The organism is Chryseomicrobium excrementi (assembly GCF_002798305.1).
Taxonomy (GTDB): domain Bacteria; phylum Bacillota; class Bacilli; order Bacillales_A; family Planococcaceae; genus Chryseomicrobium; species Chryseomicrobium excrementi.
Map to the genome: position 1 here is coordinate 149,450 of NZ_PCGR01000002.1, position 24,133 is coordinate 173,582.

Annotated in this window: 27 protein-coding genes; 15 read left to right on the plus strand and 12 right to left on the minus strand. The window is 45.5% G+C overall.

The window, feature by feature from the left end; translation table 11 throughout:
* Positions 1-57: 57 nt before the first annotated feature.
* Together CQS04_RS05370 and CQS04_RS05375 are read left to right on the plus strand one after the other, a co-directional pair.
* Positions 58-300, plus strand: a complete 243-nt coding sequence (locus tag CQS04_RS05370; protein ID WP_100353154.1) for a hypothetical protein — start codon at positions 58-60, stop codon at positions 298-300.
* A 22-nt stretch (positions 301-322) separates the two neighbouring features.
* Positions 323-586, plus strand: coding sequence for a hypothetical protein (locus CQS04_RS05375; protein WP_100353155.1), 264 nt, complete (start codon positions 323-325; stop codon positions 584-586).
* A 19-nt stretch (positions 587-605) separates the two neighbouring features.
* On the opposite strand, the gene CQS04_RS05380 is transcribed toward CQS04_RS05375, so the two are convergent.
* Entirely contained in the window at positions 606-926 is a 321-nt protein-coding gene (locus CQS04_RS05380) for a hypothetical protein (RefSeq protein WP_100353156.1), read from the minus strand.
* Positions 927-929: 3 nt separating this feature from the next.
* Entirely contained in the window at positions 930-1,121 is a 192-nt protein-coding gene (locus CQS04_RS05385) for a hypothetical protein (RefSeq protein WP_100353157.1), read from the minus strand.
* 239 nt (positions 1,122-1,360) lie between these two features.
* Here CQS04_RS05385 and CQS04_RS05390 point away from each other — a divergent pair, with 239 nt between their 5' ends.
* From CQS04_RS05390 to CQS04_RS05400, 3 genes are all read left to right on the plus strand, one after another.
* Complete coding sequence (locus CQS04_RS05390) at positions 1,361-1,921, plus strand: DNA-3-methyladenine glycosylase I (protein ID WP_100353158.1); 561 nt, start codon at positions 1,361-1,363, stop codon at positions 1,919-1,921.
* A 9-nt stretch (positions 1,922-1,930) separates the two neighbouring features.
* Positions 1,931-2,389 (plus strand): SRPBCC family protein, encoded by a 459-nt coding sequence (locus tag CQS04_RS05395; protein ID WP_100353159.1) that lies wholly within the window; start codon positions 1,931-1,933, stop codon positions 2,387-2,389.
* A gap of 87 nt (positions 2,390-2,476) precedes the next feature.
* Positions 2,477-3,583, plus strand: a complete 1,107-nt coding sequence (locus CQS04_RS05400) for a DUF3221 domain-containing protein (protein ID WP_100353160.1) — start codon at positions 2,477-2,479, stop codon at positions 3,581-3,583.
* A 34-nt stretch (positions 3,584-3,617) separates the two neighbouring features.
* Here the strand turns inward: CQS04_RS05400 and CQS04_RS05405 are convergent, their stop codons facing one another.
* On the minus strand, positions 3,618-4,256 hold the full coding sequence (locus tag CQS04_RS05405; RefSeq protein WP_100353161.1) for an alpha/beta hydrolase: 639 nt from the start codon (positions 4,254-4,256) through the stop codon (positions 3,618-3,620).
* Between the two features lie 231 nt (positions 4,257-4,487).
* On the opposite strand from CQS04_RS05405, the gene CQS04_RS05410 reads away from it, so the two are divergent.
* Together CQS04_RS05410 and CQS04_RS05415 are read left to right on the plus strand one after the other, a co-directional pair.
* Complete coding sequence (locus CQS04_RS05410; protein WP_100353162.1) at positions 4,488-5,291, plus strand: SAM-dependent methyltransferase; 804 nt, start codon at positions 4,488-4,490, stop codon at positions 5,289-5,291.
* Positions 5,292-5,470: 179 nt separating this feature from the next.
* The gene (locus CQS04_RS05415) at positions 5,471-6,523 is read left to right on the plus strand and encodes an NHL repeat-containing protein (protein ID WP_100353163.1); all 1,053 of its coding nucleotides are present in this window, start codon (positions 5,471-5,473) and stop codon (positions 6,521-6,523) included.
* A gap of 55 nt (positions 6,524-6,578) precedes the next feature.
* Here the strand turns inward: CQS04_RS05415 and CQS04_RS05420 are convergent, their stop codons facing one another.
* The 3 genes from CQS04_RS05420 to CQS04_RS05430 are packed head-to-tail and all read right to left on the minus strand — an operon-like array spanning position 6,579 to position 8,823.
* Positions 6,579-7,406 (minus strand): MetQ/NlpA family ABC transporter substrate-binding protein, encoded by an 828-nt coding sequence (locus CQS04_RS05420; RefSeq protein ID WP_100353164.1) that lies wholly within the window; start codon positions 7,404-7,406, stop codon positions 6,579-6,581.
* Positions 7,407-7,424: 18 nt separating this feature from the next.
* Positions 7,425-8,087 carry a methionine ABC transporter permease gene (locus tag CQS04_RS05425; RefSeq protein WP_100353165.1) on the minus strand — a complete coding sequence of 221 codons (663 nt, stop codon included), beginning with the start codon at positions 8,085-8,087 and terminating at the stop codon, positions 7,425-7,427.
* Entirely contained in the window at positions 8,080-8,823 is a 744-nt protein-coding gene (locus CQS04_RS05430; protein WP_100353166.1) for a methionine ABC transporter ATP-binding protein, read from the minus strand. The genes CQS04_RS05425 and CQS04_RS05430 overlap by 8 nt, the downstream gene beginning before the upstream one ends.
* A gap of 181 nt (positions 8,824-9,004) precedes the next feature.
* Between CQS04_RS05430 and CQS04_RS05435 the strand changes: the two genes are divergently transcribed.
* From CQS04_RS05435 to CQS04_RS05455, 5 genes are all read left to right on the plus strand, one after another.
* Entirely contained in the window at positions 9,005-9,790 is a 786-nt protein-coding gene (locus tag CQS04_RS05435) for an SDR family NAD(P)-dependent oxidoreductase (RefSeq protein WP_100353167.1), read from the plus strand.
* Positions 9,787-11,316, plus strand: coding sequence for a class I adenylate-forming enzyme family protein (locus CQS04_RS05440; protein WP_100353168.1), 1,530 nt, complete (start codon positions 9,787-9,789; stop codon positions 11,314-11,316). Before CQS04_RS05435 ends, CQS04_RS05440 begins: the two co-directional genes overlap by 4 nt.
* A 62-nt stretch (positions 11,317-11,378) precedes the next feature.
* On the plus strand, positions 11,379-12,998 hold the full coding sequence (locus CQS04_RS05445; protein WP_165775465.1) for an FAD-dependent monooxygenase: 1,620 nt from the start codon (positions 11,379-11,381) through the stop codon (positions 12,996-12,998).
* A 262-nt stretch (positions 12,999-13,260) separates the two neighbouring features.
* Entirely contained in the window at positions 13,261-14,169 is a 909-nt protein-coding gene (locus CQS04_RS05450; RefSeq protein ID WP_100353170.1) for an NAD(P)-dependent alcohol dehydrogenase, read from the plus strand.
* Between the two features lie 13 nt (positions 14,170-14,182).
* Positions 14,183-14,362: a hypothetical protein gene (locus CQS04_RS05455; protein WP_100353171.1), complete on the plus strand. Its 180-nt coding sequence runs from the start codon at positions 14,183-14,185 to the stop codon at positions 14,360-14,362.
* Positions 14,363-14,397: 35 nt separating this feature from the next.
* Here the strand turns inward: CQS04_RS05455 and CQS04_RS13730 are convergent, their stop codons facing one another.
* Positions 14,398-14,565 carry a hypothetical protein gene (locus CQS04_RS13730; protein ID WP_165775466.1) on the minus strand — a complete coding sequence of 56 codons (168 nt, stop codon included), beginning with the start codon at positions 14,563-14,565 and terminating at the stop codon, positions 14,398-14,400.
* Positions 14,566-14,731: 166 nt separating this feature from the next.
* On the opposite strand from CQS04_RS13730, the gene CQS04_RS05460 reads away from it, so the two are divergent.
* The gene (locus tag CQS04_RS05460) at positions 14,732-16,624 is read left to right on the plus strand and encodes a SpoIIE family protein phosphatase (protein WP_100353172.1); all 1,893 of its coding nucleotides are present in this window, start codon (positions 14,732-14,734) and stop codon (positions 16,622-16,624) included.
* A gap of 8 nt (positions 16,625-16,632) precedes the next feature.
* Positions 16,633-17,886: an ATP-binding protein gene (locus tag CQS04_RS05465; protein WP_100353173.1), complete on the plus strand. Its 1,254-nt coding sequence runs from the start codon at positions 16,633-16,635 to the stop codon at positions 17,884-17,886.
* Between the two features lie 47 nt (positions 17,887-17,933).
* Here CQS04_RS05465 and katG read toward each other — a convergent pair whose 3' ends face one another.
* Positions 17,934-20,162, minus strand: a complete 2,229-nt coding sequence (gene katG, locus CQS04_RS05470) for a catalase/peroxidase HPI (RefSeq protein WP_100353174.1) — start codon at positions 20,160-20,162, stop codon at positions 17,934-17,936.
* 214 nt (positions 20,163-20,376) lie between these two features.
* Here katG and CQS04_RS05475 point away from each other — a divergent pair, with 214 nt between their 5' ends.
* On the plus strand, positions 20,377-20,865 hold the full coding sequence (locus CQS04_RS05475) for a GNAT family N-acetyltransferase (protein ID WP_094943310.1): 489 nt from the start codon (positions 20,377-20,379) through the stop codon (positions 20,863-20,865).
* Here CQS04_RS05475 and CQS04_RS13670 read toward each other — a convergent pair.
* From CQS04_RS13670 to CQS04_RS05495, 4 genes are all read right to left on the minus strand, one after another.
* On the minus strand, positions 20,862-21,140 hold the full coding sequence (locus CQS04_RS13670; RefSeq protein WP_133118808.1) for a hypothetical protein: 279 nt from the start codon (positions 21,138-21,140) through the stop codon (positions 20,862-20,864). The genes CQS04_RS05475 and CQS04_RS13670 overlap by 4 nt on opposite strands.
* Positions 21,141-21,184: 44 nt before the next feature.
* Positions 21,185-23,296 (minus strand): heavy metal translocating P-type ATPase, encoded by a 2,112-nt coding sequence (locus tag CQS04_RS05485; RefSeq protein ID WP_100353176.1) that lies wholly within the window; start codon positions 23,294-23,296, stop codon positions 21,185-21,187.
* Between the two features lie 134 nt (positions 23,297-23,430).
* Positions 23,431-23,796: an ArsR/SmtB family transcription factor gene (locus CQS04_RS05490; protein ID WP_100353177.1), complete on the minus strand. Its 366-nt coding sequence runs from the start codon at positions 23,794-23,796 to the stop codon at positions 23,431-23,433.
* A 55-nt stretch (positions 23,797-23,851) separates the two neighbouring features.
* Positions 23,852-24,127, minus strand: coding sequence for a GNAT family N-acetyltransferase (locus CQS04_RS05495; protein ID WP_100353178.1), 276 nt, complete (start codon positions 24,125-24,127; stop codon positions 23,852-23,854).
* Positions 24,128-24,133: the final 6 nt, after the last annotated feature.

Here is a 24,133-nt window from a genome sequence, read left to right on the forward strand (position 1 = left end):
TCAGTGAAACCTTTTCCTCCCACCACCGTAGAACTTACTACAAGGGAGTGACACCTAATGAACAAAAAACTAGTACAGATTCTGCTACCTGGTATCGTGGCAATCGGGGTATCGATCGCTCTATACAATATAGGGAATGCTTATGAGATCTCGTGGATGCGTTTCTATTACGAACAAGAGGTTTCGACGGGAAATGGATTTGAACTTGAAACAGGCGGCTCGATGATTCCGCTTTTGATTGGAATTGCAGCAGGGTTTGTGACAGAGTGGATTTTGAAGAGACGGACTCACTCTGAATAACTGTTAACAGGAGGTGGTGCAAATGCAGATGATAGAAGAAAGACCGCGGCCGTACTCGAAAATCGCGAACATCATTTTCTTTATAGGTTTTGCCGTAGGGATTTTTGCTGTAGTCACTGCAGACTTAATGTTCCTTTTCTACATGGCAATCATCCAGAGTATAGCTTCGTTCTTTAGAGGCATCGGTTCATGGCAAGTTGGGGAGAGAAAATTCGCTGTGATGGAGATTGGCGCCTTTGTTACTATGATGATAGTGCTCCTCGTTTACATACTAACGAAACAATGACCATGGGGCCATCCCATGGTCACTTTTTGTAGGTAGCGGTTCTTTGAAAGGTCTTTTCGTTCTTGACCATCGCTCTCACCAACCAAGCGAGTAGTAGGGAAGCCACTGGCAGTACGATGACCCAAGAAGAGAAACTAAAGGTCACTTCCCCATAATAAGCATTCATGTAGAGAGCTTCATAGGCAAGGTTCGCAAGTAATGTCACAACTGGAGCCATGAACAGTCTTTTCGTAACAAGAGCTGCTGCTAGGCCGAGCCCGATTGTAACAAGAGGCACGATGACGAGTTGCAGGAGAAACGAGTCGATTGCATCGAATAAGGACGTAAAAGCCCTCCTCACAGATTAGAGTTTAAAGATTTCTGCCATCGTATCATCGCTTCCAGGTAAGAACATATATAAAGAAAACCCAATTAGAATGGTACCGATCATCAGAACCGACAGCTTCCGAAATGGTGTTTTATAAGATGATTGCATGATGCCGTAAAGTAAAAGGCCGATTCCGATAAGGACGCCTAGAAAGTACCAAAATCCCATAATCATTCACTCCTTCTCTAGACATAACGCCCAAGAATTGAAGGAGGTTGCATGGATCAATCAAAAATGATACGGATGAGTTGAGCGATAGCACGAGGTAGGGCAAGTACAATATCTACAAGGTTTACCCAAATGGATTTCTTATCCTCTTTACGAATTGGTGAGTGTGACACAGTAGCACCTCCCATTTTCTTTCATTTTACCAAATACTGTAGATAAAATCGAATGGAGGACAACTCATGCCACAATGCTCATGGCCAGGAACAAGTACGATGATGCAGATCTATCATGACGAAGAATGGGGCAAGGTTTCAAAAGGAGACGACCGCTATCTGTTTGAGATGTTGTCGCTAGAAGGAGCGCAAGCGGGGCTCTCTTGGCATACGATTTTGTCAAAGAGAGCAGCCTATAAAGAGGCGTTCCGTAATTTCGATATTGCTGTCTGTGCTCGCCTGACAGATGAGGAGCTAGAAGCGATTCGTACCGACTATGCTATCGTCCGCAACAAGGCGAAGATCAAATCCGTGCGCACCAATGCGCAAGCAGTTGAGAGAATCCAAGAGGAGTTTGGTTCGTTCTCTGCTTTCATCTGGTCTTATGTGGAAGGTCAACCAATTATTCATATGCCGGAGCAGAACTCGGACATTCCGACAGAGGACGACCTATCTCGCCAGATGAGCAAAGACTTGAAGAAACGGGGCTTCACATTCGTGGGACCGGTCATTCTGTACACCTATATGCAGGCGATTGGGATGGTGGATGACCATCTTATTGGTTGTTCGGCGAAGACGAACGGATAGGAGACTAACATGCCAATCATCAAATACGAAATTTATATCGAAGCACCAATCGAAGTCTGTTTTGATCTTGCGAGAGATATTGAAGTTCATATGAAAACTACTAACGAGACAAAAGAGCGTGCTGTTGCAGGAAGAACTACAGGACTTATAGAAATAGGAGAGTCTGTGACTTGGGAAGCCGTTCATCTAGGAGTAAAGCAGAGATTAACCGCAAAGATAACCGAGATGGAGAGACCTTATTCCTTCACAGATGAGATGGTAAAAGGCGCGTTTCATTCATTTTCACATACACACGAATTTCGAACGAGTGGCACGGGCACGATAATGAAAGACACCTTTTCCTACAAATCGCCTTTAGGGCTCCTTGGAGTAGCGGCAGACAAACTGTTTTTAGAAAAATATATGCGAAATTTCATTGTGAATCGCGCTAACGAGTTGAAAAACATAGCGGAGTCTCAAAGGATGTAAACACCTAAACGTAAAACCAATCCTCCAGAAACACTTGTAACTTTTTTACAAGAAAAGTCGACTACTGCAGTAGACGGGGGTGTTCGAATGAAAAAGATAGTTGGAGCAATTCTAATTGTTCTACTTCTAGTAGGGTGTGGTACGGCCAATCAAAGCGCATCTCAAAATCCACCAAAAGTGCAGGTGACGGAAGTGGAGTTTCCACAACTAGAACAGACCGTGAGTGAAGAATTGCGCAATGAGCGCGTGGAGCTCATGGAAGAAATGCCAGATGCCTCTTTAGAACTCCAAGAAATCCAAGCTCACGAAATTATGATTGTGCAGGAAACGATGGCTGAAGTGTGGGGGAGTTATGAAGAGATAGAGAAAGATTCCATCGTCTATTTCCAAAGCAATCCGGAAGAAGAAAAGCCACTGGGATTTTATATTGGATTGAAAGAACAGGATGAAAAATTCGAGGAGCTGTTTGCAGCGCTTCAAAAGAAAGTGGACGATGGAGAGATCTTAGCGAAGTATATTCATTTCTACCCCATCACTTATTCCCAATCAGAACTCAATGCGTTTCAAGAAAAGATCTACATCGAACTGGAGCAGTCGGGCATTGGACGGCAACGAGGAACTTTCAGTTTAAGTATCAACCCGATTACGACAACGGTTCATATTGATCACAATATGTTCACTGAGGAAGATCAAGAAAAGATTAAAGAGCTTTACCAAGAATGGCCAATTGAATTCACATTGACTGGACCTCTAGTTCCCGGTCCTGGTGAACCAGTTGTCATCTTCCCGGATGAAGAGTTTACGACTGAACCGCAGTCGGACGGTGAAATCTTGATGTTCGTCGGCGAAGAACAGATCCACACTCAAAATACGCATTATTACTTTACCGAAGCAGCGGAGCTGAAAGTGGGAATGCGTGTTCATATCGAAGTTAACGGACCAGTTCTCGAATCGTTTCCAGCGCAAGGGGAAGCAGCGTTTGTAAACGTGTATCCGAATTACAAGCCTGAAGGTGCGACATTGTCGGAGTTTGAAGTGAATGCAAAAGCTATCGAGCAATTGAAGGAAGAGCAGAAACAGATGAATCCACTTCTGATTTCAACGGTTTACAGCGAAACGACCGATCAGTGGACGGTAGAGATGGAAGTAGGATATGAGGGAGAAACATTGGTTTTCGAAATCGAAGACAAGTAAAATGCAGGGATCCAATAACGGGTCCCTGCATTTTTTAAGATTGTTGCTGCAACCAAGTTCTAAAATCATTGAACACCTGTTGGGAGATGAAATGTCCATCTGGATAGCTATTAAAAATCACATTTGCTCCAAGAGAAGAGAAGTAATCGCTAGCTTCTACTCCCCACTGAAACGGGAGTACAGGGTCTTGCTGGCCATGGGAAATGAAATAGTTCACATTAGATGAAGCTGAGAGAGCGGTCTGTTGTTTGACGAATGCAGGCACATAGCCGCTCAACGCAATCACACCTTTGATGCGGTCTGGAATGCGTGTGCTAAGAGACATTGAAGAGATGGCACCTTGGCTGAATCCCATAAAATAGATCTGTTGTGGGTCAACAGGATAGATATCAGTTGCATAGTCTAAAAACTGGATTAGCAGATCCATGGCGTTTTCAAACACGGGAACATGCGGCTTTCCGAAGCCTTCGATTGTAAAGAAAGCATACCCAGGAGACTGCTCGATAGGACCACGTAGGCTGAAAATTAAATACTGATTTTCCAATCCTTCAACTAGTGGTAATAAATCTTTCTCATTACTACCCATTCCGTGCAACAGAAAAAGTGCAGGATAGGTGCGGTTAGGATCCATCTGGTTTGGTTTCCGAATTTCGTAGTGTAAAGGAGCAGTCATTACAAGTCACCTCTTCAATTTAATTACTATATAAAAGTTAATTACTAATAGTAACTTAAATATACAGACTAATTATATGAAAAGCAATATAGAAAGTATCATGTAAAGATAAAAAAAGTTTTTAAGAAGAGTATAGTATTCATAAGTACATAAAGTAATTTTTTATAAACTACTCACAAATTTTATTTTGGTAAGAGTGTTTATATAGGACTAGTAGGACGGGGGGAAATCATGAAAACAGAGGTAGAAGTATTTTGTGAGAAGTACCAATTATTTAACGATGATGAAATTCAAAAAGTTCAACTGCTCCATCGCTTTCAGTTGGCGCAGTCTTTTGGTATAGAGGAAGGCATGACTGTACTCGAGATTGGCTGTGGGCAAGGGGACATGACGGTTGTTTTAGCGGATAAAGTAGGGGCTTCTGGACACGTGACGGCTATTGATATTGCTGGTGGGGACTATGGGGCACCGCTAACGCTTGAGCAGTCTCATCAGAAGATCAAGCAGACAGTACTTGGAGAGCGGATCTCGTTTCATTTGGACACAGACTTTTTGAGCTTTGAAGGATTGAAACACTATGATGGTATCGTGTTTGCACACTCAAGCTGGTATTTTCATTCACCAGAAAGGTTGGCAGAGTATCTGAGCAAGATCAGGACAGTCACGTCCAATTTATTTTTCGCAGAGTGGGATTTGGCTTTCACCGACATCTCGCAAAGAGGTCATTTTTGTGCAGCTATGCTCCTAGCCTTACATTCAACAATCACAGAAAACGACAGCAACATCCAGCACTTATTTAGCCGAGAAACGATTCACCGTATGATGGAAGATGCCGGATTCTCGATTGCGAGAGAAGAGACCGTCTATTCTAGATATCTCCAAGACGGGCAGTGGGAAATGGGCTATGCGAAAACCTTGCGAGACGCATTCCTAAAATCGCCTACACAGTTGCAGACACTGGCGACCTCGTTGATTGACGCGATGAAGCAGTCAGGCACAGACTCATTGGATACTTTTGTGTTGATTGGGAAGTGAAGTTTTCATATAAACGAATTTACTAACGTCACTGTACCTTCTTCAAGATTAAATGATTCAAGTCTTCCTATTGGTCGCCTTCTTTAAATCACTAGCGCAAACAGATAAGGACGAGTATAGTGAAACTGAAATATACATAAATAATTGTTTGTATTAAACAATAAATGAGGAGATAGTTCATGTCTAAATTACTAATAAATTTTCCGGAAAATGTAATGATTTTAGATTCCACGGAGTTTGACGTAGTGAATGAGTTCTCAATGCCTTTTAGCTATGTAACGAAACTGCCAGAAGAGGGTCTTCTTTTTAATGAACGAGACCAAGGTATTATTCATCAATTAATGCTAAATAAAGAATCTCTGGAGATCGAGACGCATAGTGAAGGAAGTCATCTTCCGTCTCATGTGATAGCAAACGCTGGACGGCTTGCCGTTTTTAATGATGGTGACGGACGAATCACCGTTTATACTTCTCCTAAAGCCAATCAACCGACAAAGTTACTTTTTCAAGTTCAAGTTCCGGCGCATCATGGAGTAGCGATTCCTCTACAAGATGGAACTATTCTCGTATCAACAAAAGAAGCGGGCTCAGAAGCTGCCCTTGGGGATCGATTCGTTCGTCTAGATGAAGTGGGCCAAGTGGTGAAGAAGTATGAAGCAGCACCGGCTATCCATGGTGAGACAGTTGTAGAATACAAAGGCAATCTATTTGCAGTCATGGGAGCAGAAGCCGCTTTAAATGTATATGAAGAAGCTACGGATACAGTGAAGGTTTGTGCATTACCAGATGACACTACTCGCTCTGGCATGCTAGTTAGTGAAAATGGAAATCCATGGGTAATGGCTAATTATTCGACCATAGCTGATCCGATGAGCAATATTGGTTTAATTCTATACAATATTGAAAGTCATACTGTTTATTTCGTTGAAGTACCATCCGACTATTATTTCTCATACCTTGTCCACCAATCCAAAGGGTACCTTATTGGCAAAGACGGGTATTTATACGAAGTGGATTTAGAGACTCAACAAGTTGGGCGTTCGCAACAGTTATGGGATTCTTCTTCTCATGATGCGGATAATGAACCTCGAATAGCCATTGATGTACCAAACCAGCGATTGTTTATTACCAATCCATTTGCGAATGAGGTACTGATGGTGTTACTAAAAGAATGGAGCGTATCAAAGGTCCTCAAATTAGAAGATTGCCCTAATGAAATCTATTATTTTTAACTTAAAACTAAAAAAAAGCACCCAATCCAAAACCGGATCTGGGTGCTTTGTCATTCTATTCAAATGCAGGGATCGCTGTCTCGTCGTAGTTCTCTTCCAAGAACTCACGAACCGCATCGCTTGTCATAACTTCCGCAAGCTTCTGAATCGCTGCGTCGTCTTTGTTGTCTTCGCGAGCTACAAGAGTAATAGCGAAGTCGTTTTCAGTACCTTCTGTAAGAAGGGCATCGGATTTTGGAGTCAATCCAAGTGGAGCCGCATAAGCAGGAGTCATGACTACTGCGTCCGCATCGTCATACGTACGAGCAAGCATCAATAAGTCGACTTCTTCGAACACCAAGTTTTTCGGGTTTTCTGTGATGTCAGCTTGTGTGTAGTAGTTGTCTTGTTTCTCGCCAAGCGTGATGACACCGTGTTGTGCAAGTAGAGACAACGAACGGTCAATGTTCGAAATATCATTTGCAATCGTCACGGTTGCACCTTCTGGTAGCTCATCAATTGAACCAAACTCTTTTGAGTAAACACCGTAGTTTGCGAAGTAGATCGGTGTGATTGGAACTAGATTCGCATCGTTAGAACGGTTGAACTCTTCCATGTACGGCACGTGTTGGAAGAAGTTTGCGTCCACTTCTTCAGCAGCAAGGGCAGCATTTGGTTGAACATTGTCGCCAAGGACTACGACTTCCAGTTCGATGCCTTCTTCAGCAAGTGTTGGTTTCACAAGTTCTAAGATTTCCGTCATCGGTGGAATCAAAGAAGCGACTTTTAGTGTGGTCGTTTCGTTCGATTCAGGCGTTTCTTCTGTTGTAGCTGCGTCGTCTGAGTTGCCGCAAGCAGCGAGCATCAGGACAAGAACAGCGAGGAGTGCAAGTAGTTTCTTCATGGTGGTTCCTCCTAATAATTAGCGTTTGTCGAGCCATCTAGCGAGTGACATTCCAACGAACTGGATGCTCTGCACCAAGATGACCATGATGATGATCATGTACGTCATGAGGTCGGTCTTGAACTGCTGGTAACCGTAGCGAATCGCAAAGTCTCCGATACCGCCGCCCCCGACGACTCCCATAATCGTAGAATACGAGATGAAGCTGATAATTGAAGTCGTCAAACCCATGACCAGGCTTGAGCGCGCTTCGACGTAAAGAAATTTCGTGATAATCTCACGGACGGATGCTCCCATAGAGACGGCAGCTTCCAACACACCACGCGGAACATCAAGTAATGACTGCTCCACAAGGCGTGAGTAGTGCGCAATGGCAATGATAGCAAGCGGCACTGTGGCGGCTGTTGTTCCAATCGCTGTCCCGATGATCAGTCGTGTGAACGGAATTAAAAAAACAACTAGTAACAAAAACGGGAAGGAACGCGTCACATTCACTAAGAGGTTCAAAGTCGAGAAGACGAGCTGGTTTTCAAGCAGCTGTCCTTTCCGGCACAAGAACAGGAAGGTCCCAACAGGTAGGCCGATCAATACGGCAAACAGGATGGACACGCCGACCATATAAAAGGTCTCGCCAATCGATTGAATGATTTCTCCCTGGTACTGAACGAGGACATCAGGCATCGGCAGTTCCCTCCTTCAGCTGTTCAACGAAATAAGCAGAAGAGGTACCAGGGGACTGGATTCCTTGGGGTGTATGCGTCAGAGTCTCATAAATGCGACCTTGTTCCAGAACCGTGACGTGCGTACAGATGCTTTTGATGACCGCCATCTCGTGGCTCACAATGACAATGGTGATGCCGAAGCGCTCGTTGATATCTTGCAAGACTCGAAGGACTTCAGACGTCGTCTGCGGATCAAGGGAAGACGTCGGTTCGTCGCACAGCAAAACACTTGGGTTCGTAGCTAGGGCACGAGCTATTGCGACACGTTGCTTCTGACCGCCACTGAGTTCAGCCGGGTACTTGAGAGCCATGTCTTCGAGACCGACAAAACGTAAGCATTCTTCGACGCGAGAAAGTTGCTGTGCTTTTGGGTAGCTCGCAAGTTCAAGTGCCACTCGGACATTGTCTCGGACTGTCTTATTCGCAACGAGATGAAAATGCTGAAAAATCATCCCGATGGACTTGCGCGCTTTCCGTAAGTCTCGGCTAGACAACTGGGTCAGGTCTTGATCTGCAACGTAGACCGTTCCGCTATCGGGACGCTCCAGTAGATTCATCATGCGAAGAAGCGTGGATTTTCCAGCCCCACTTGCCCCGATAATGCCGTAGATGGCACCGGAAGGGATGGAAAGCGAGACATCCTGTATAGCACTGAACTCGCCGTACCGTTTATGTAATTGGTGAATGGCAATCATATGACAAGCTCCTATTCATCCGTGGTTCAGGTGTACACAACGCCCCTTATTATAGACTACGGTTTAATCCGTGTAAAACAGTTGGATTATTGTCTGTCTATTTAGTGAATTTACAAGAAAGGCTAGGCGAACGCGTAGAAATAGCGTATCATGGGAATAATAACCAAAAAAGGGCGATGCTATGAATGGTCTACAGCTTTTAGAGCGTCTGCTCTATCCGAACCGAATGAGTGACAGCAAGCGACTTTTGAAAGCTACACGAAGTCGAGTCATTGTCATTACAGGGGCGACATCTGGAATTGGCAAACAACTGGCCTTTGAACTATCAGACCTTCCTGTAACTTTGATTTTGACAGGTCGTAATGCAGAAGAACTCCTATCGTTCAAAGCACGGAACGAATGCGAAGAAACAAAGATACATATTCATGTTGCGGATCTACGGGACCCGGAGCAGCTAGAGGGATTCACTAGCTTCTTATGTGAGTTCACAGACGGAATTGACTACTTCATCAACAATGCAGGCCTTTCCATCCATCGTCCTGTCTTAAGCTCATTGGACCGGGCCCATGACTTTGAACGAACGATGGCCATCAATTACTTTGCCCCAGTTAAAATTTTATTGCGAATCCTACCGCTACTTATCAAACGGAAGGGGCATATCATCAACGTGTCGACAATCAATGTATTGTTGTCACCTATGAAGCATTGGGCAGCCTATCAAGCTTCAAAAGCAGCATTTGATACATGGTTGCGTTCCGCGGCTCCAGAACTGAAAGAGCAAGGAGTTAGCGTTTCAACGATTTACTTATCACTCGTCCGGACACCTATGATCAAGCCGACAAAAGCGTATGCGAAGATGCCGGCCATGTCTACGGAGCAGGCGGCCCACGAGATTTTGCGATTGATGTATACACGTAAACGACTAGCTACTCCGTGGTGGTTGTTTTGGAAAGGAGGGATTCGATGACAGGTTGGACGTTACTGCGCGTGATGAAATCGTTACAGTTGTTTAGTCCTGTACATCTATTCCAGTTGTTCTGTGCCTGGGTTCAGCACGGCTCGAACTTGATGATGTTGCTGTCTTTCACAGCGTCTAGAAGCCCAGAGGCGAAGATGCTTGAAGTGGACGGAGACGTGCGCACGTATCAACAGATGTCGAGAGAAGTGATGACCTTAGCGAAGCAGCTATCGGAACACTATCAAATCTCGAATCAGTCCCGCGTTGCTCTTGTGTGTGCGACAGATGTCCGAGGTATCCAATCTTTGTTTGCTCTATCACGACTGGGAGCCACGGTTCATTTGATCAATCCAGAACTGAGTATCTCCCAATTAGAAGATGCGCTCCAAAACGGTTCGTTCGATTTGGTGATATGGGGACGCGAGCACGATCTACCTCAGGGTGTGGCGTGTTTAGAACTAGACGATGTATTTGAACTGATCCAAGAGACGGAGCAATTACCGGATATGTCGCTTCGTCGCACGAGTTCGGGACCTTTTGTTTTGGCAACAGGTGGGACAACGGGACCTTCCAAACTCGCACCTCATCAACCGGCTGTCGGAACGTATCTAAAGCCATTACAGACCGTGATCACCGCTTTTCAATTGTTAGAGAAGCAGGTGGCATTTATTGCGACACCGCTCTACCATGGTTACGGATTGTCCTTACTATTTGCCTTTTTGGCTATCGGGAAGCCGATGATTCTGACAAAAAAATTCGAAGTGGAGAAAGCTGCACAACTTATCGAAGAACATCAGGTCGACTTCATGAATGCAGTACCTCTCATGGTAAATCGTTTAGTAAAGGCGCATCCCGAGAAGTTAAAGTCATTGAAATGCATCGCATGCGGGGGGGCCGAGTTACCGGCTCCGCTGATTCGACTGGTACAGAAGAAGCTAGGTTTACTGCTATACAATCTATACGGGACGACAGAGACGGGACTGAATGCCATTGCGACACCTGAACAACTCGCTTGTCATCCCGCAACCATTGGTACTCCTTTAGAAGGAATGGTGTTAAAGGTACTCGATGCGTCTGGTAAAGAAGTAAAGAGCGGGGAGCTAGGGGAGTTTCATATAAGTGCGCAATGGTCGATGCAACAGAACGAAGCGGGTCTCATTCCAACGGGAGATGTCGGCTATAAAGATGACAAAGGTCTGTTTTACTTAACCGGCCGGGTCGACGATCGTATTGTTTCTGGTGGAGAAAATGTCTACCCAGCTGATGTGGAGCGTTTGCTAATGGATCATGGAGAAGTCGTTGATGTCGTTGTGGTGTCACTAGATGATGCTGAGTTTGGTCAACGGCTCTGTGCGTATGTAGTTTCGGAAAACCCTGATTTACAACGTGAAGACCTCTATCATTGGTTGGAGGCACGAGCTGCGCGGTTTCAGATGCCAAAAGAGATTCATTTTGTGAAAGAGATTCCCTACACGACGCTCGGTAAAAAGGATCGCAAACAACTTCTCACCATTTCAAAGCACTCCTTTAGTTAGACCTTGCCATTTTCGGGTACACTAGAGGTAACGAAAGTGATGGGATGAGAGGAGCGGCGCACATGACGGAAGTGATCAAAACAGACGTACTCATCATTGGAGCTGGGCCCGCTGGACTGATGGCGGCGAATGAGTTCCAAAAACGAGGCGTCAATTATATCTGTTTAGAAAAACGACCGGGGCCAACCCCACTAGCTAAAGCGCTCGGTATCCAAGCACGATCTGTCGAGCTTTTGGAGTTTTTGGGAATCCATGAATTGTTTTTAAAACGAGGCTATCCAGGACCGGGCATGAAGATGCACTTAGCAGGAAGAGAACCTTCCTATGTAGAGTTGCATCACATCAAGAGTCGGTATCCTTACCTGTTCATCTTACCTCAGAATGAAATCGAGGAATTGTTCATCGCGAACTTAGCAGCTCAAGATGCAGAAGTGTATATGGAACATGAAGTAGTGGACGTCAAACAGACGGACAACGGGGTGCTCGTGACGGCGTTGCATCACGGTGTCGAAAAACATTACTCTGCAAAATATGCCCTTGCCTGCGACGGAGCGAAGAGTCGCGTCCGGCAGTTTTTAGACGTCCCATTTATCGGCGAAGACGAGGGCTATACGTTTTTCACGGCTGATGTGGAGATTCCAGGACTCAATGAAATCTTCATCAACATGCATTTGAATGACCGAGGAGCAGTGGCATTGTTTCCTTATAAGGACGGGACCTACCGAGTAGTCGGAATGGACCGCGCGCGGCAAGGGAATGATGTTCCGAAAGAAATGCCACTTGAAGCACTTCAAGAAAGTCTCGACCGTATTTTAGAAGTGCCGTACCGTGTCGAGTTGCCGAAATGGATCAAGACCTTCCAGACCGAACATCGCCAAGTTCCCGATTATCGTGTAGGAAATGTATTCTTCTTAGGAGATGCAGCGCACGTCAACAATCCACTCGGTGGTCAAGGGATGAACCTCGGGTTAGAGGACGCATCCAACCTGTGTTGGAAAATCGATTTGGTGTTAAAGGGCTATGCGAAGGACTCGTTCCTTGCGAGTTATCATGAAGAGCGTTACCCGATTGCTCAGGAAGTGATTCGAGATACGACCTTAGAGCTGAAAGGGATTGAGCAGACCGGAGTCATTGGCAAATTGCGCAACTGGTCAGGTAAAGCCGTTCTCAGCCAAGGATGGGTGCAACCTCTTGTAGCCAACTACTATTCGCACATTCACCACGAGTATCATAAAGTGAAACGCAACAAGGCGTTTAAAGATAAACGTCTGTCTCGGAAGGCCATCCAGTCTGGTCAACGTGTACCGGATCAAAAGCTGTTCTTTGAAGGGAAATCGACAGCACGGCTCTATCCGTTCGTTCAGAAACATGAATTTGTGTGCTTGATCTACATCGATTGTTACGAACGAGAGCTGATCGACTATGCCCATACGTTCAACAAATTAGTAGAAGACGTCTATCCGGGTATGATGAAAGTGTTTGTTGTAGCACGAGGTGGGACGCTTGATTTAGAAGAAGAGGCCCTGCCAATCATCTATGACGTGCACCGGCACTTGGATATTGGGATCGGTATGGAAAAGGGCAGTACGTTGATTCTTCGTCCAGACGGCCATGTGCTGTTCCATGATCTGTCGATGGATGCGCAGACGATGATTGATAAGATTGGTGCTTATTTTCAGTGAGTTGGACCGCTAGCCTTGGGGCTGGCGGTTTTTTGTTGGGGGTTTATGGTGTTGTCCGCGGAACGAGTCGTGAAGTCCTGGGAAGCGTCTGTGAAGTCCGCGTAGAAGCTCAGTTTCGACACAATTCTCGAATCGTGCCCAATACTGCCCGACCCTCCCGACACAATGCCCAAACGGTCAGCAATCCCGGCTCATTTAAAGGGAAACTCTTTATTCCTGTCGAAACTAACAAGTACCAACTATAACGACGAGGTGAAAAGCAATGAAAGCTGCTGTATGTGAACGGTATGGACCACCTGAAGTGCTAAAGATTGTGGATCTTCCCAAGCCATCACCGAAACCGACTGAAGTATTGATTCGTATCTATGCTACGAGCGTCAATTCAGGAGATGTACGCGTTCGTGGATTGCTTGTAGACGGGTGGATAAAACCACTAATGCGAGTCGTCATAGGGATGCGAGGGCCGAGAAATCCAATACTTGGCGCATCTTTGTCAGGAGAAGTGGTACAAGTCGGCGAGCAAGTGACCACATTTAAAGTAGGAGACCGCGTATGTGCGATGACGGGCTTTCGAATGAGGTGCTATGCAGAGTATACAACGCTTTCAGCTGAGAAGTGTATAGCCCATATTCCTGACACGATGACGTACGAAGAAGGGGCGAGCTTGCCGTTTGGAGTGACGACCGCTTATCATTTTCTCAGAAAAGCTCAGGTGGAGCGGGCTAAGACGGTATGTATCTACGGTGCATCTGGAGCCGTCGGGACGGCAGCTGTTCAAATTGCTAAATCTTATGGATGCTTCGTCACTACTGTGACGAGCCTTGAAAACATTGAGCTGATGAAGCAGTTAGGGGCCGATGAAGCTATTAGTTACAAACAAGCAGACTGGGCCACTCGCCTTGGAACCTTTGATCTCGTGTTTGATGCTGTAGGAAAATTATCGAAAGAAGACCGAGCGCGGTTGATGCATGAGACGACCAAGTTTACATCTATACATGGGAAGGGCACGGCAGCAGAGCGAAAAGAGGATTTAGAAGCTGCAGGTCGCTTGTTTGTTCAAGGACAGTTTCAACCGGTCATTGATCGCATCTATCCTATAGAAGACATCGTAGAAGCGCATCGCTATGCCGAATCCTGGCGCAAGAAAGGCAATGTGATTCTGACGATTTAAGGGGGCGACTTGAGTGAGTCAAAACGAACGACAAAAACCATTCAATGATGCAATGGAGCATTTAAATAAAATTGAAGGTTATCCTGTAAGCCGTGGAGGAAAACTGCCGCTACCTATTAAAATAATCGGCTATTTCCTGTTAGCAGGTATTCTTTTTATAATAGCGGGGATGCTATTCAATCTATTCAACTAGACGTCAAAAGGGAAGCTCACTGGAGCCTCCCTTTTTTAATATCCTCGTTTTTCCAAAAAGTTAAAAGACAGCATGGCGACAACCAAGACTATCGGAACACCTACAAAAAAGTAGAGCCAAAAGCTTTCCTTGAGTGGACCTGAATAATACGAGAACGCCACCATTAAAACGAACAGGAACACATATTTCAATGATTTTTTCATCGGTAATCTCCAAAATAGTATGATAGTTAGTGTATCAAAATTTTCAGAATCAAGAAAGATGGTTTCTGCAATTGAAGTTTTCTGGTTAGGATGTGTCTTCTTTCTGTACAAAGTTTGTATAAACTGTGATAATACAGTTACATGAAAAAGGAGGAATGAGGTCCCTATGACACCGAAACACACAAAAGCGGCATTTCTCTTCGGGATCCTCTTCACAGCCTTCGTCTTAGTCCGAGTGTTGCTCGGCTATCAAGATACAGAAAGCCCTGTCTATTTGTTGGTCTATATGATCATCACGATAGCCAGTTCGTTTGTTGCTCTGATGATTGCTGTACAAGCTTGGCTCTATACTCGCATTGGAGATTCTTATAACAATTTGATTTTGTCAGGAATATTTTTAGCCATCGGACTGTTCGACTTGTTTCATTTATTGACCTTTCCTGGAATGCCGGCTGCGAGCTTTACAACTCTCGACATGTCGAGAGAGTATTGGTTCATTGCCCGTCTCACAGAGTTCGGAATGCTTACCCTCTTAATGATTCAGAACAAGCGAATGATTCAATTGAAGAACTTCAAACGTTCGAGTATAGTGATTTCCCTTTTTTACATCGTGGCCATTGTTGCTTTGACGTTCGTAGTGAAGGACATTCGACCTGAGGAGTTCCCTCTTCAACTGTTCATTCAAATAGGAGTGATCCTCTTAGCGTTGCTGCATATCGGAGTTGTACTATGGTTGAAATTTTGGAAAAAAGGGCTGCGTCTGAGTTCTTTGGAGTACTCTTTTATAGTGCCAATTTCAATTTATTACATGTTTTTCTATATCATCATGCTCTCCGGAACTCCGGAAAGTACAACTTACATTGCGGCACATATCATTAAAATCGGAGCTCTTGGATACTTGTTTGCACTTCTTTATATTCAGTTTGGAGAAAAGCCGTACCGAGAAATAGAGCGTCTTTCTGGCACCTATGAACGCTTTTTGAACACGGTAGGAGAAGGGATTTTCGGAGTGGATGCGAAAGGGCAGTTCACGTTCATCAATGATCCGGCTTGTCGGATGTTGGGATTCCGACGGGACGAGCTTCAGGGGCGACTTGTACACCCCATCATTCACCATACGAAAAAAAACGGCAAGCAACACTATATCGAGGATAACCCCATCTACTTGTCACTGGAGACTTCTGAGTTCTCCTTCGTAGCGGATGAGTTGTTTTGGCGAAAGGACGGGACGTCATTCCCTGTAGAATACTTTGTACAGCCGGTTGTGGATGACAGTGGTGGTCAAGGTGTGCTTGTCACCTTTAAAGATGTGACGGAACCGCTCAAATTAAAAGAGCTGGAACGCTCTCACCAAGCCGTTCAATTAGAGATCGGACTTGCTGCCCAAGTCCAAGAAGACCTCTTTGATGCGATGGAACGCACAAACCTGCCTCTAGATATTGGGGTCGTCAGTCATGCTTTCAAGGAGCTGAACGGTGACTTCTATACGGTTATTCGGAATGACGATGAAATGATTTTTGGTGTGGCAGATGTGTCCGGTAAGGGAATCCCTGCTGCTATCCAGATGACGATGATGCAATTTGCGATGGAGATGCGAGAGACCCCGCGTTCAGTTCTTGAGAAGATCAATTCTTTCTCTTATCGCTACATGGAGTCTAGTCGCTTTATAAGTATGTTCAAAGCATCTTACAATCCTAACAAACGAGAGCTTTGTTACTCTTCTGCTGGACATGAACCCGGCCTTCTTTACAACCGTTATACAGGTCAGCTACGTGAATTGACACCGACGGGTCCATTGCTCGGAATTGTTGAAGAGGCGGAATTTAAAGAAGAGTTTATTGAATTAACCGATGGTGACATCTTGCTGTTGTTCACAGACGGCATGATTGAACGTAAGAAAAATAAGAATGATGATGGGGAGACCGTTCGACAAGCACTTCAAGAAGTCGATTTTGATCTTTCAGCAGACGAGCTGGCTCGTGCACTATTTGATAAAATAAATGCATTGGAACCACTGCCTGTAGAAGATGATCAGACCCTTCTCGTCTTGAAAGTGTAGGTGGGTTTATGGAGTTTCAATATGCAGATTTGCTTCTCAACTTCTTGTTGATTTTAACTCCGTTGTACTTTTTCCAATTTATTATTTCTAGCTACAATACAATTGGAGCACGTGTATTTCTGGGCGTCCTTTTAGGAACCGCAGCCATTCTTTGTATGTCTTTTCCCATGGTTGGAGGAACCGGATTCTTGTGGGATCTCCGGTGGGTGGCTTTATTGATTTCGATTTTGTATGGTGGTATGTTGAGCGGCGGTATTACAGCGACCATGATCATTTTGATGCGATTTGTTATAGGGGGCGTTCAAGCCTCACTCATTGTGCTAGTTATAGCGATTGCCCTCATTTTCATTTTTACATTTGTTCGTCGCGGGTTTCTGAAGCTACCGTTTAATCGTAGAATTTTAGCGAGTGGTGGATTGGGGATTGTCACATGGGGACTTGCTGTCGTAGGGATCTTCGCCCATTTCTTATTGAACGGGGAAGGTCAGGCGTTGCAAGAGATTGCCATGCCGGTATTCACGAGCATGCTCATCCTCTATGTGATTTCAAGTATCACGTTCATCTATTTCTCCGAAAATATGCGCTTTTACACGATGTTGAAAAAAGAGGCGTTGACCAAAGAAAAGGTCAACTACATTACAGAGGTTGGAGAGATATTAGGCCTTCAGCTGACAACGCACATTGAAGAGGCGGATCGACATATCCAGGAGTTGAAGAAACGAGGAGTAGCGACAGACCTTTCTCATATTGAAGCGGTAGAACATGAGTTGGCACAGCTCTCGGATACATTAAACAAGTATACATCGGGACAAAACATTTTATTATCGGAAGAAGAAAAGCCACTTCTTGCTGTGACAACAGAAGTGAAACAGAGTTTAGAACTGTACGCCAAGCAAAAAGGAGTTCGGCTTGTTCTAGATTTAGAAGTACCAGAGTCGCTTAGTTTCCCTCACACTTCGATGCGTCAGATTTTAATGAATGTCATGAAAAATGCATTAGACGCCACTCCAAAAGGAGGGACGGTGACGTTATCTGGTCTTGTAAAACGCAACTGGTTGTATATCTATGTGGATGATACCGGCATTGGGATTGCGCAGGAGCAGTTAGCAACTCTGATTGACCTTAGCTATGTCTCTGGAAGAACCATAGCGGGACAAGGTTTGTATGTCACACAGCAACTTGTGAGAGAACTTGAAGGGACCTTCTCTATCAAGAGTGAAGTTCAAAAAGGAACGACAGTTACACTAAAATTCCCAATTTAAAAAGCACGTGTCCTCTCGAGTGGAGAGGCACGTGCTTTTACTTTGTATTAGTTTTTCAAGTCGAAGCGGTCTGCATCCATTACTTTGACCCATGCTTTTGCGAAGTCGTGAACAAATTTCTCTTTGTTGTCGTCTTGCGCATACACTTCTGCAAGTGCGCGGAGGATTGAGTTCGAACCGAATACTAGGTCGAAGCGAGTGGCTGTACGTTTCACTTCACCTGACTTGCGGTCGCGGCCTTCGTATTGGTTGAATCCGGCTGGTTTCCATTCGATGTTCATATCTAACAAGTTCACGAAGAAGTCGTTCGTCAATTTGCCAGTTTCTTCACCGAATACACCGTGCTTCGAATCCCCGTGGTTGGCACCTAGAGCACGCAATCCACCAAGAAGAACTGTCATTTCTGGAGCTGTCAGACCAAGTAGGTGTGCTTTGTCGACAAGCATTTCTTCTGGGCTTGTCTCGTATTCAGCCTTCTGGTAGTTACGGAAACCGTCAGAGATTGGCTCAAGTACTTCAAAGCTTTCTGCATCTGTTTGCTCTTCTGTAGCATCTCCGCGTCCTGGAGAGAATGGTACGACGATGTCAAAGCCTGCATCACGTGCTGCCTTTTCAACTGCCGCTGTACCACCAAGAACGATTAGATCTGCTAGGCTAACATTTTTCTCAAGACCAGCTTGAAGCTCTTCATAGATCTTTAATGCTTTTTCAAGAAGCTCAGGTTCGTTTGCTTCCCAGTTGCGTTGTGGAGCAAAGCGGATACGTGCACCGTTTGCACCGCCGCGCATGTCTGTGTGACGGAATGTGCTTGCAGAAGCCCATGCCACTTTGACAAGCTCGCTCACAGTTAGGTCAGTAGCCAAGATTTTTTCTTTCAAGTCTGCGATTTCATCGTTGGATAATGTATAGTCCACTTTTGGAATTGGATCTTGCCAGATCAATTCTTCTTGTGGCACTTCAGGACCCCAATAACGGTCTTTTGGACCCATGTCGCGGTGAAGCAATTTGAACCAAGCGCGAGCAAATGCATCTTCGAATGCAGCGTGGTCTTCATAGAAGCGACGAGAGATTTTCTCGTAATCTGGATCCATCTTAAGTGCCATATCGGCAGTAGACATCATCGTTGGTACTTTCACGCTTGCGTCTTCTGCGTCTGGAGCCATATCTTCTTCTTTCAAGTCTTTTGCGATCCACTGATATGCACCAGCTGGACTCTTCGTTAATTCCCAGTCGTATTCAAACAATTGTACCCAGTAGCCGTTGTCCCACTGCGTTGGGTTCGCTGTCCAAGCACCTTCAAGGCCAGAAGAGATCGTGTCGCGACCTTTACCAGACTTGTGGCTGCTCAACCAACCTAAACCTTGGTTCTCGATGTCTGCAGCTTCTGGATCGTCTCCAACTTGTGATGGATCTCCAGCACCGTGTGTTTTACCAAATGTGTGTCCACCAGCAATTAGTGCCACTGTTTCTTCGTCATTCATTCCCATACGAGCGAATGTATCGCGAATATCTTTTGCAGAAGCAAGTGGATCTGGCTTGCCGTTTGGTCCTTCTGGGTTGACGTAGATCAGACCCATTTGAACTGCAGCAAGTGGATTTTCAAGTTCACGGTCGCCCGAGTAACGGTTGTCCGCTAACCACTCTTTTTCATTACCCCAGTAGACGTCTTCTTCTGGGTGCCAAACGTCTTCGCGTCCTGCTGCGAATCCGAATGTTTTGAAGCCCATAGACTCAAGAGCTACGTTTCCTGTTAACACAAGAAGGTCGGCCCAAGAGATCTTGTTTCCGTACTTTTGCTTGATCGGCCAAAGTAGACGACGTGCTTTGTCTAAGTTGACGTTATCTGGCCAGCTGTTTAATGGAGCGAAACGTTGGTTTCCAGTGTTCCCGCCACCGCGGCCGTCGAAGGTACGGTATGTACCTGCTGCGTGCCATGACATACGGATGAAAAGACCGCCGTAATGACCATAATCTGCTGGCCACCAGTCTTGACTGTCTGTCATGAGTTTTCGAAGGTCTTCTTTCAAAGCATCATAGTCGAGCTTTGAGAACTCTTCTTTATAATCAAAGTCTGTTCCAAACGGGTTGGCTTTTGTATCATGCTGGCGCAAGATGTTCAAGTTGAGCATATTTGGCCACCAGTCTTTATTGCTTGTACCTCCAGGCTTCTTAGAAGTCGTGATGGCGCTGTCCTTATGACCAGCACCAAGACCTGTCACTGGGCACTGTCCGTCTCCAGCTGCTGTGTGTCCTGGATTTTGATTGTTGTGTTCCATTCTCAATTCTCCTCCTTGTATTCAGATCGTGAAAAATGGGTGCATTCGAATGACCCTGAGAGAATCATTCTCACTTTATAATTATACTAAATAAGCATGTGGAATTGAAGCGAGAAGGTCGGAATTCGAGAGTTTATTTTCGAGTTTAGAATGGGAGTTATAAATGGTATAATTAAACAACTAGAAGCTAAAACAAGCGGGAAGGCAGATGCATATGACTATCCACATCCGGCATATGAAAGAAGACGATATTGGAGCCGTTCAAGAAGTTGCCAAGACCTCTTGGAATAGTACGTATGAGGACATCATCCCTTTAGACGTCCAAGCGAACTTTTTGAAGATGGCCTATAATCCGGAGCAGCTGAAGCGCCGGCTAGATCATTCGTTATTTCTCGTAGCAGAAGCAGAGGGACGAATCGTTGGATTTGCCAACTATTCGAATTTGAAAGAAGACGGCTCTGCCGAACTGGCAGCCATTTACCTCCATCCTCAGTATCAAGGGAAGGGCATTGGCTCTGCGTTATTGCGTCGGGGTATTGAAGAGCTGCAAGGCATCCAGTCCGTGTTCATCAATGTGGAGAAAGAGAACTGGTCCGGCCTGTCGTTCTATGCGGCGAAAGGATTTGGAGTCGTCGAGGAGTTTGAAGAAGATTTTGATGGGCATCCTCTGAAGACAGTGCGAATGGAATTGAAAGTAAGTTAGAGAAGAGCTGGCCCTGTGGGGTTGGCTCTTTTTGTATGTTTGGGCGTGGGTGTGGGGGTGAGGGTGAGCGGGCGTTCATGGGCATGAGAGGTGGGATTGTTGTGCAAGGAGAGGACTTTGTTCTGCAAGGAGGGCCATTTGTTCGACATAAGAGCTTGTTGTTCTGCATGGGACCGGTTTTCTTCTGCATAGAGCGACGTTTCTTCTGCAAGGAGCACGATTTCATCTTCATCAACAAGCCAAAGGTCCTTACTAGTAAGACCTTCACCAATCAAAAAAAGGACCCGCTTAAACAAGCGAATCCCTGATACATCTCAATTTATTCCTTCACACGCAACAATCGCATCGAGTTCAAAACGACAAGTACGGTCGAGCCGACATCAGCCAGTACGGCCATCCACAGCGTTAGCCAACCTGGAACGATCAACAATAACGCGATGAGCTTGATGGCAAAAGCGAAGCCGATGTTCTGTTTGATAATTTGAAGCGTCTTGCGGCTTAGTCCCATCGTATAAGGAAGTTTCGACAGGTCGTCCGCAAGTAATGCGACATCTGCAGTCTCGAGAGCAGTGTCCGTTCCCGCGCCTCCCATTGCAATACCGACCGTAGCACTAGCTAAAGCAGGGGCATCATTGACACCGTCTCCTACCATAGCGACAGAGCCGACTTGCTGCTGAAGGGATCGAATTTTCTCCAGTTTATGCTCGGGTAACAAGTTCGCTTCGACTGTATCGAGACCCAGCTTGCGATTCAACGCATTCGCCGTAATCGCATTGTCTCCAGTGAGCATTACGAGATTTGAGATCCCGATCTCTTTCAGACGCGCAATTGTTGAGGCGCTCGCTTCACGGATCGGGTCCGCTACGGCAAACAAGGCCACGATGAACGTATCGGTTCCAAGAGCCATGACGGTCTTCCCATCGTGTTGCAAGGCTTCGACATTAGTGACAAGCTCTTCGTTCCAGTCTGGGTGGTCGTCGAATAGTGTCGGACTTCCTATGGTGTAGCGCTCGTCACCAATTTTTGCATAAGCACCTTTACCCGTAACCGAACGGAACTCAGTTGCTTCAAGTATCGGGACATGCTGTTCTTTTGCTTGACGCACGATCGCAGAGGCAAGTGGATGCTGCGAAAATTGTTCAATTGCTGCAGCCTTCGCAAGTACGTCGTTTGTTGAAGCTTCATGGAAAGTCAAAATGTCTGTCACTACAGGTCGGCCTTCAGAAAGTGTTCCCGTCTTATCAAACGCAATCGCTCGAATGCGACCCAGCTCTTCTAAATAGACGCCGCCTTTGATCAACACACCGTGTTTCGCAGCGTTTCCGATGGCGGTGACAATGGCTACAGGAGTCGAGACGACTAAAGCACACGGACAGCCGACGACCAGTACAGCAAGGCCGCGGTAAATCCATTCCGACCAGTCTCCTGAGAAGACCAGAGGAGGAAGGACAGCAATCAGTAAGGCGATCACCAAAATAGCAGGTGTGTAGTACGCTGCAAAACGATCGACGAACTGTTGAGACGGTGCTTTTTCAGCCTGTGCTTCTTCCACTAAGTGAATGATCTTGGCAATCGTCGTATCTTCTACTCGTTTTGTCACGGTCACTTCAAGGTAACCTTCTTCATTTAAAGACCCTGCGTAAACGTCATCGCCGATTCGCTTGTGCTTCGGCATCGATTCGCCAGTGATCGCAGCTTCATTAATGGAAGATTCTCCGATTAAGACCGTTCCGTCCATGGCAATTTTTTGACCAGGTTTGACGAGCATGACATCGCCCACTTGAATGTCGTTTACATCTAAAGTGAGTAGTTCACTGTGTCGTCGAATGACAGCCTCATTCGGCGCAATGTCCATCAAACTACGAATAGACTCTCGTGCCTTGTCCATTGAGTAAGATTCGAGTGCTTCACTGAGTGCGAACAATAAGACCACAACAGCGCCTTCTTGCCATTCCCCAATGATGGCAGCTCCAATGATGGCGATGGTCATCAGTGTCTTCATATCGAAATCAAAACGTAAGAGGTTCGCAAAACCTTCTTTGAAGAGTGTCCACCCACCCACTACGATGGCAGCAAGGTACAGGCCAGTAACTACTGGCTCCGAAGCGGAAAATCCATACTCTGCAGCTAGTGCAAACAGAAGAAGGACAAACGAAGCTACCGTATTGCGGTTCTCGCGTGACTCCCAAAACGAGTGCTTTTCACGATGGTTAGGTCGGTACGATTCTTCGTAGACACGAATGCCATCGAAAGCACCAGCCTGTTCTAGTTGTTCAATCGTGACGTCTCCTGTAACGGTCAGTTTGGAGGCACCAAAGTTCAGTTGCAGCTCTTTCACTGTCTCGATCTGTTGGATGTTCTTTTCAAATTTAGCGGCACAATTGGTACAAGACAATCCTTCTAGTCGGTATACATGGGGTTCGGTTTTCATAGTGTACACGCCCTTTACATTCAAATAAATGTTTGATTGTCTTTAGTATATACTCGTTCCTAACTTGTGTCAATTTCATTCAAATATTCATTTGAATGAAAAACCCCTTCATCCGCAAGGGAGAAAGAGGAGGGTCATTCGTTATGATGTTCTATAGCAATTTTGACGAGATCTGTAATGTGATGGTCTTTCACGGAATAATAGACCAGCTTCCCTTGCTTACGGTTTTTTGCAATTCCCATTGTGCGCAAGAGGCGTAAATGATGAGAAGCAGTGGCTGTTGAAATTCCAATGATAGCAGCAACGTCACAGACACAAAGTTCGTCTTCTTGTGTCAGGGCGTAAATGATTTTCATCCGGGTCGCATCAGATAAGGCTTTGAAGATCGTTTCGACACCTTCGACTTGCGAGATGAGTGGAGTGACGCGTTCTACGACCTCCGGGTGTGTGCATTCGACTTCGCAGCTATCTGCCGGCACTTTGTTTAGTTGTGAGGGCATACGGTATCGCATCCTTTGATCTGGTAATAGCTCCAGTATACCAAACTCGTGACACTCATTTGTTCCAAACGTCCTCGTACTCTGGTGTTTTTTCAAATTGACTCTTTACGAATGGGCACAGAGGGACGATTTTCAAGTCTTTTTCACGCGCATAGATGACCAGTTGTTCTACTAGTTTTTGCCCGACACCTTCACCACGCAAAGAATCATCTACATGAGTATGGTCGGCAATCAGTTTTGTAGAACCAGTGGGAACATAATGGACCTCGGCTAATGTGTTAGAGCTATCTTCACCTACAAAAAATTTATTGTCTGCATGTTTGATTTCCATGTCATC

Coding starts and splice junctions, on each gene's coding strand:
- CQS04_RS05400 (WP_100353160.1), top strand. CDS start 2,477: ATGAAAAAGATAGTTGGAGCAATTCTAATTGTTCTACTTCTAGTAGGG.
- CQS04_RS05440 (WP_100353168.1), top strand. CDS start 9,787: ATGACAGGTTGGACGTTACTGCGCGTGATGAAATCGTTACAGTTGTTT.
- CQS04_RS05405 (WP_100353161.1), bottom strand. CDS start 4,256: ATGACTGCTCCTTTACACTACGAAATTCGGAAACCAAACCAGATGGAT.
- CQS04_RS05385 (WP_100353157.1), bottom strand. CDS start 1,121: ATGGGATTTTGGTACTTTCTAGGCGTCCTTATCGGAATCGGCCTTTTA.
- CQS04_RS05375 (WP_100353155.1), top strand. CDS start 323: ATGCAGATGATAGAAGAAAGACCGCGGCCGTACTCGAAAATCGCGAAC.
- CQS04_RS05465 (WP_100353173.1), top strand. CDS start 16,633: ATGGAGTTTCAATATGCAGATTTGCTTCTCAACTTCTTGTTGATTTTA.
- CQS04_RS13730 (WP_165775466.1), bottom strand. CDS start 14,565: ATGAAAAAATCATTGAAATATGTGTTCCTGTTCGTTTTAATGGTGGCG.
- CQS04_RS05450 (WP_100353170.1), top strand. CDS start 13,261: ATGAAAGCTGCTGTATGTGAACGGTATGGACCACCTGAAGTGCTAAAG.
- CQS04_RS05410 (WP_100353162.1), top strand. CDS start 4,488: ATGAAAACAGAGGTAGAAGTATTTTGTGAGAAGTACCAATTATTTAAC.
- CQS04_RS05485 (WP_100353176.1), bottom strand. CDS start 23,296: ATGAAAACCGAACCCCATGTATACCGACTAGAAGGATTGTCTTGTACC.
- CQS04_RS05460 (WP_100353172.1), top strand. CDS start 14,732: ATGACACCGAAACACACAAAAGCGGCATTTCTCTTCGGGATCCTCTTC.
- katG (WP_100353174.1), bottom strand. CDS start 20,162: ATGGAACACAACAATCAAAATCCAGGACACACAGCAGCTGGAGACGGA.
- CQS04_RS05495 (WP_100353178.1), bottom strand. CDS start 24,127: ATGGAAATCAAACATGCAGACAATAAATTTTTTGTAGGTGAAGATAGC.
- CQS04_RS05490 (WP_100353177.1), bottom strand. CDS start 23,796: ATGCCCTCACAACTAAACAAAGTGCCGGCAGATAGCTGCGAAGTCGAA.
- CQS04_RS05395 (WP_100353159.1), top strand. CDS start 1,931: ATGCCAATCATCAAATACGAAATTTATATCGAAGCACCAATCGAAGTC.
- CQS04_RS05420 (WP_100353164.1), bottom strand. CDS start 7,406: ATGAAGAAACTACTTGCACTCCTCGCTGTTCTTGTCCTGATGCTCGCT.
- CQS04_RS05415 (WP_100353163.1), top strand. CDS start 5,471: ATGTCTAAATTACTAATAAATTTTCCGGAAAATGTAATGATTTTAGAT.
- CQS04_RS05445 (WP_165775465.1), top strand. CDS start 11,379: ATGACGGAAGTGATCAAAACAGACGTACTCATCATTGGAGCTGGGCCC.
- CQS04_RS05425 (WP_100353165.1), bottom strand. CDS start 8,087: ATGCCTGATGTCCTCGTTCAGTACCAGGGAGAAATCATTCAATCGATT.
- CQS04_RS05390 (WP_100353158.1), top strand. CDS start 1,361: ATGCCACAATGCTCATGGCCAGGAACAAGTACGATGATGCAGATCTAT.
- CQS04_RS05370 (WP_100353154.1), top strand. CDS start 58: ATGAACAAAAAACTAGTACAGATTCTGCTACCTGGTATCGTGGCAATC.
- CQS04_RS05430 (WP_100353166.1), bottom strand. CDS start 8,823: ATGATTGCCATTCACCAATTACATAAACGGTACGGCGAGTTCAGTGCT.
- CQS04_RS05475 (WP_094943310.1), top strand. CDS start 20,377: ATGACTATCCACATCCGGCATATGAAAGAAGACGATATTGGAGCCGTT.
- CQS04_RS05435 (WP_100353167.1), top strand. CDS start 9,005: ATGAATGGTCTACAGCTTTTAGAGCGTCTGCTCTATCCGAACCGAATG.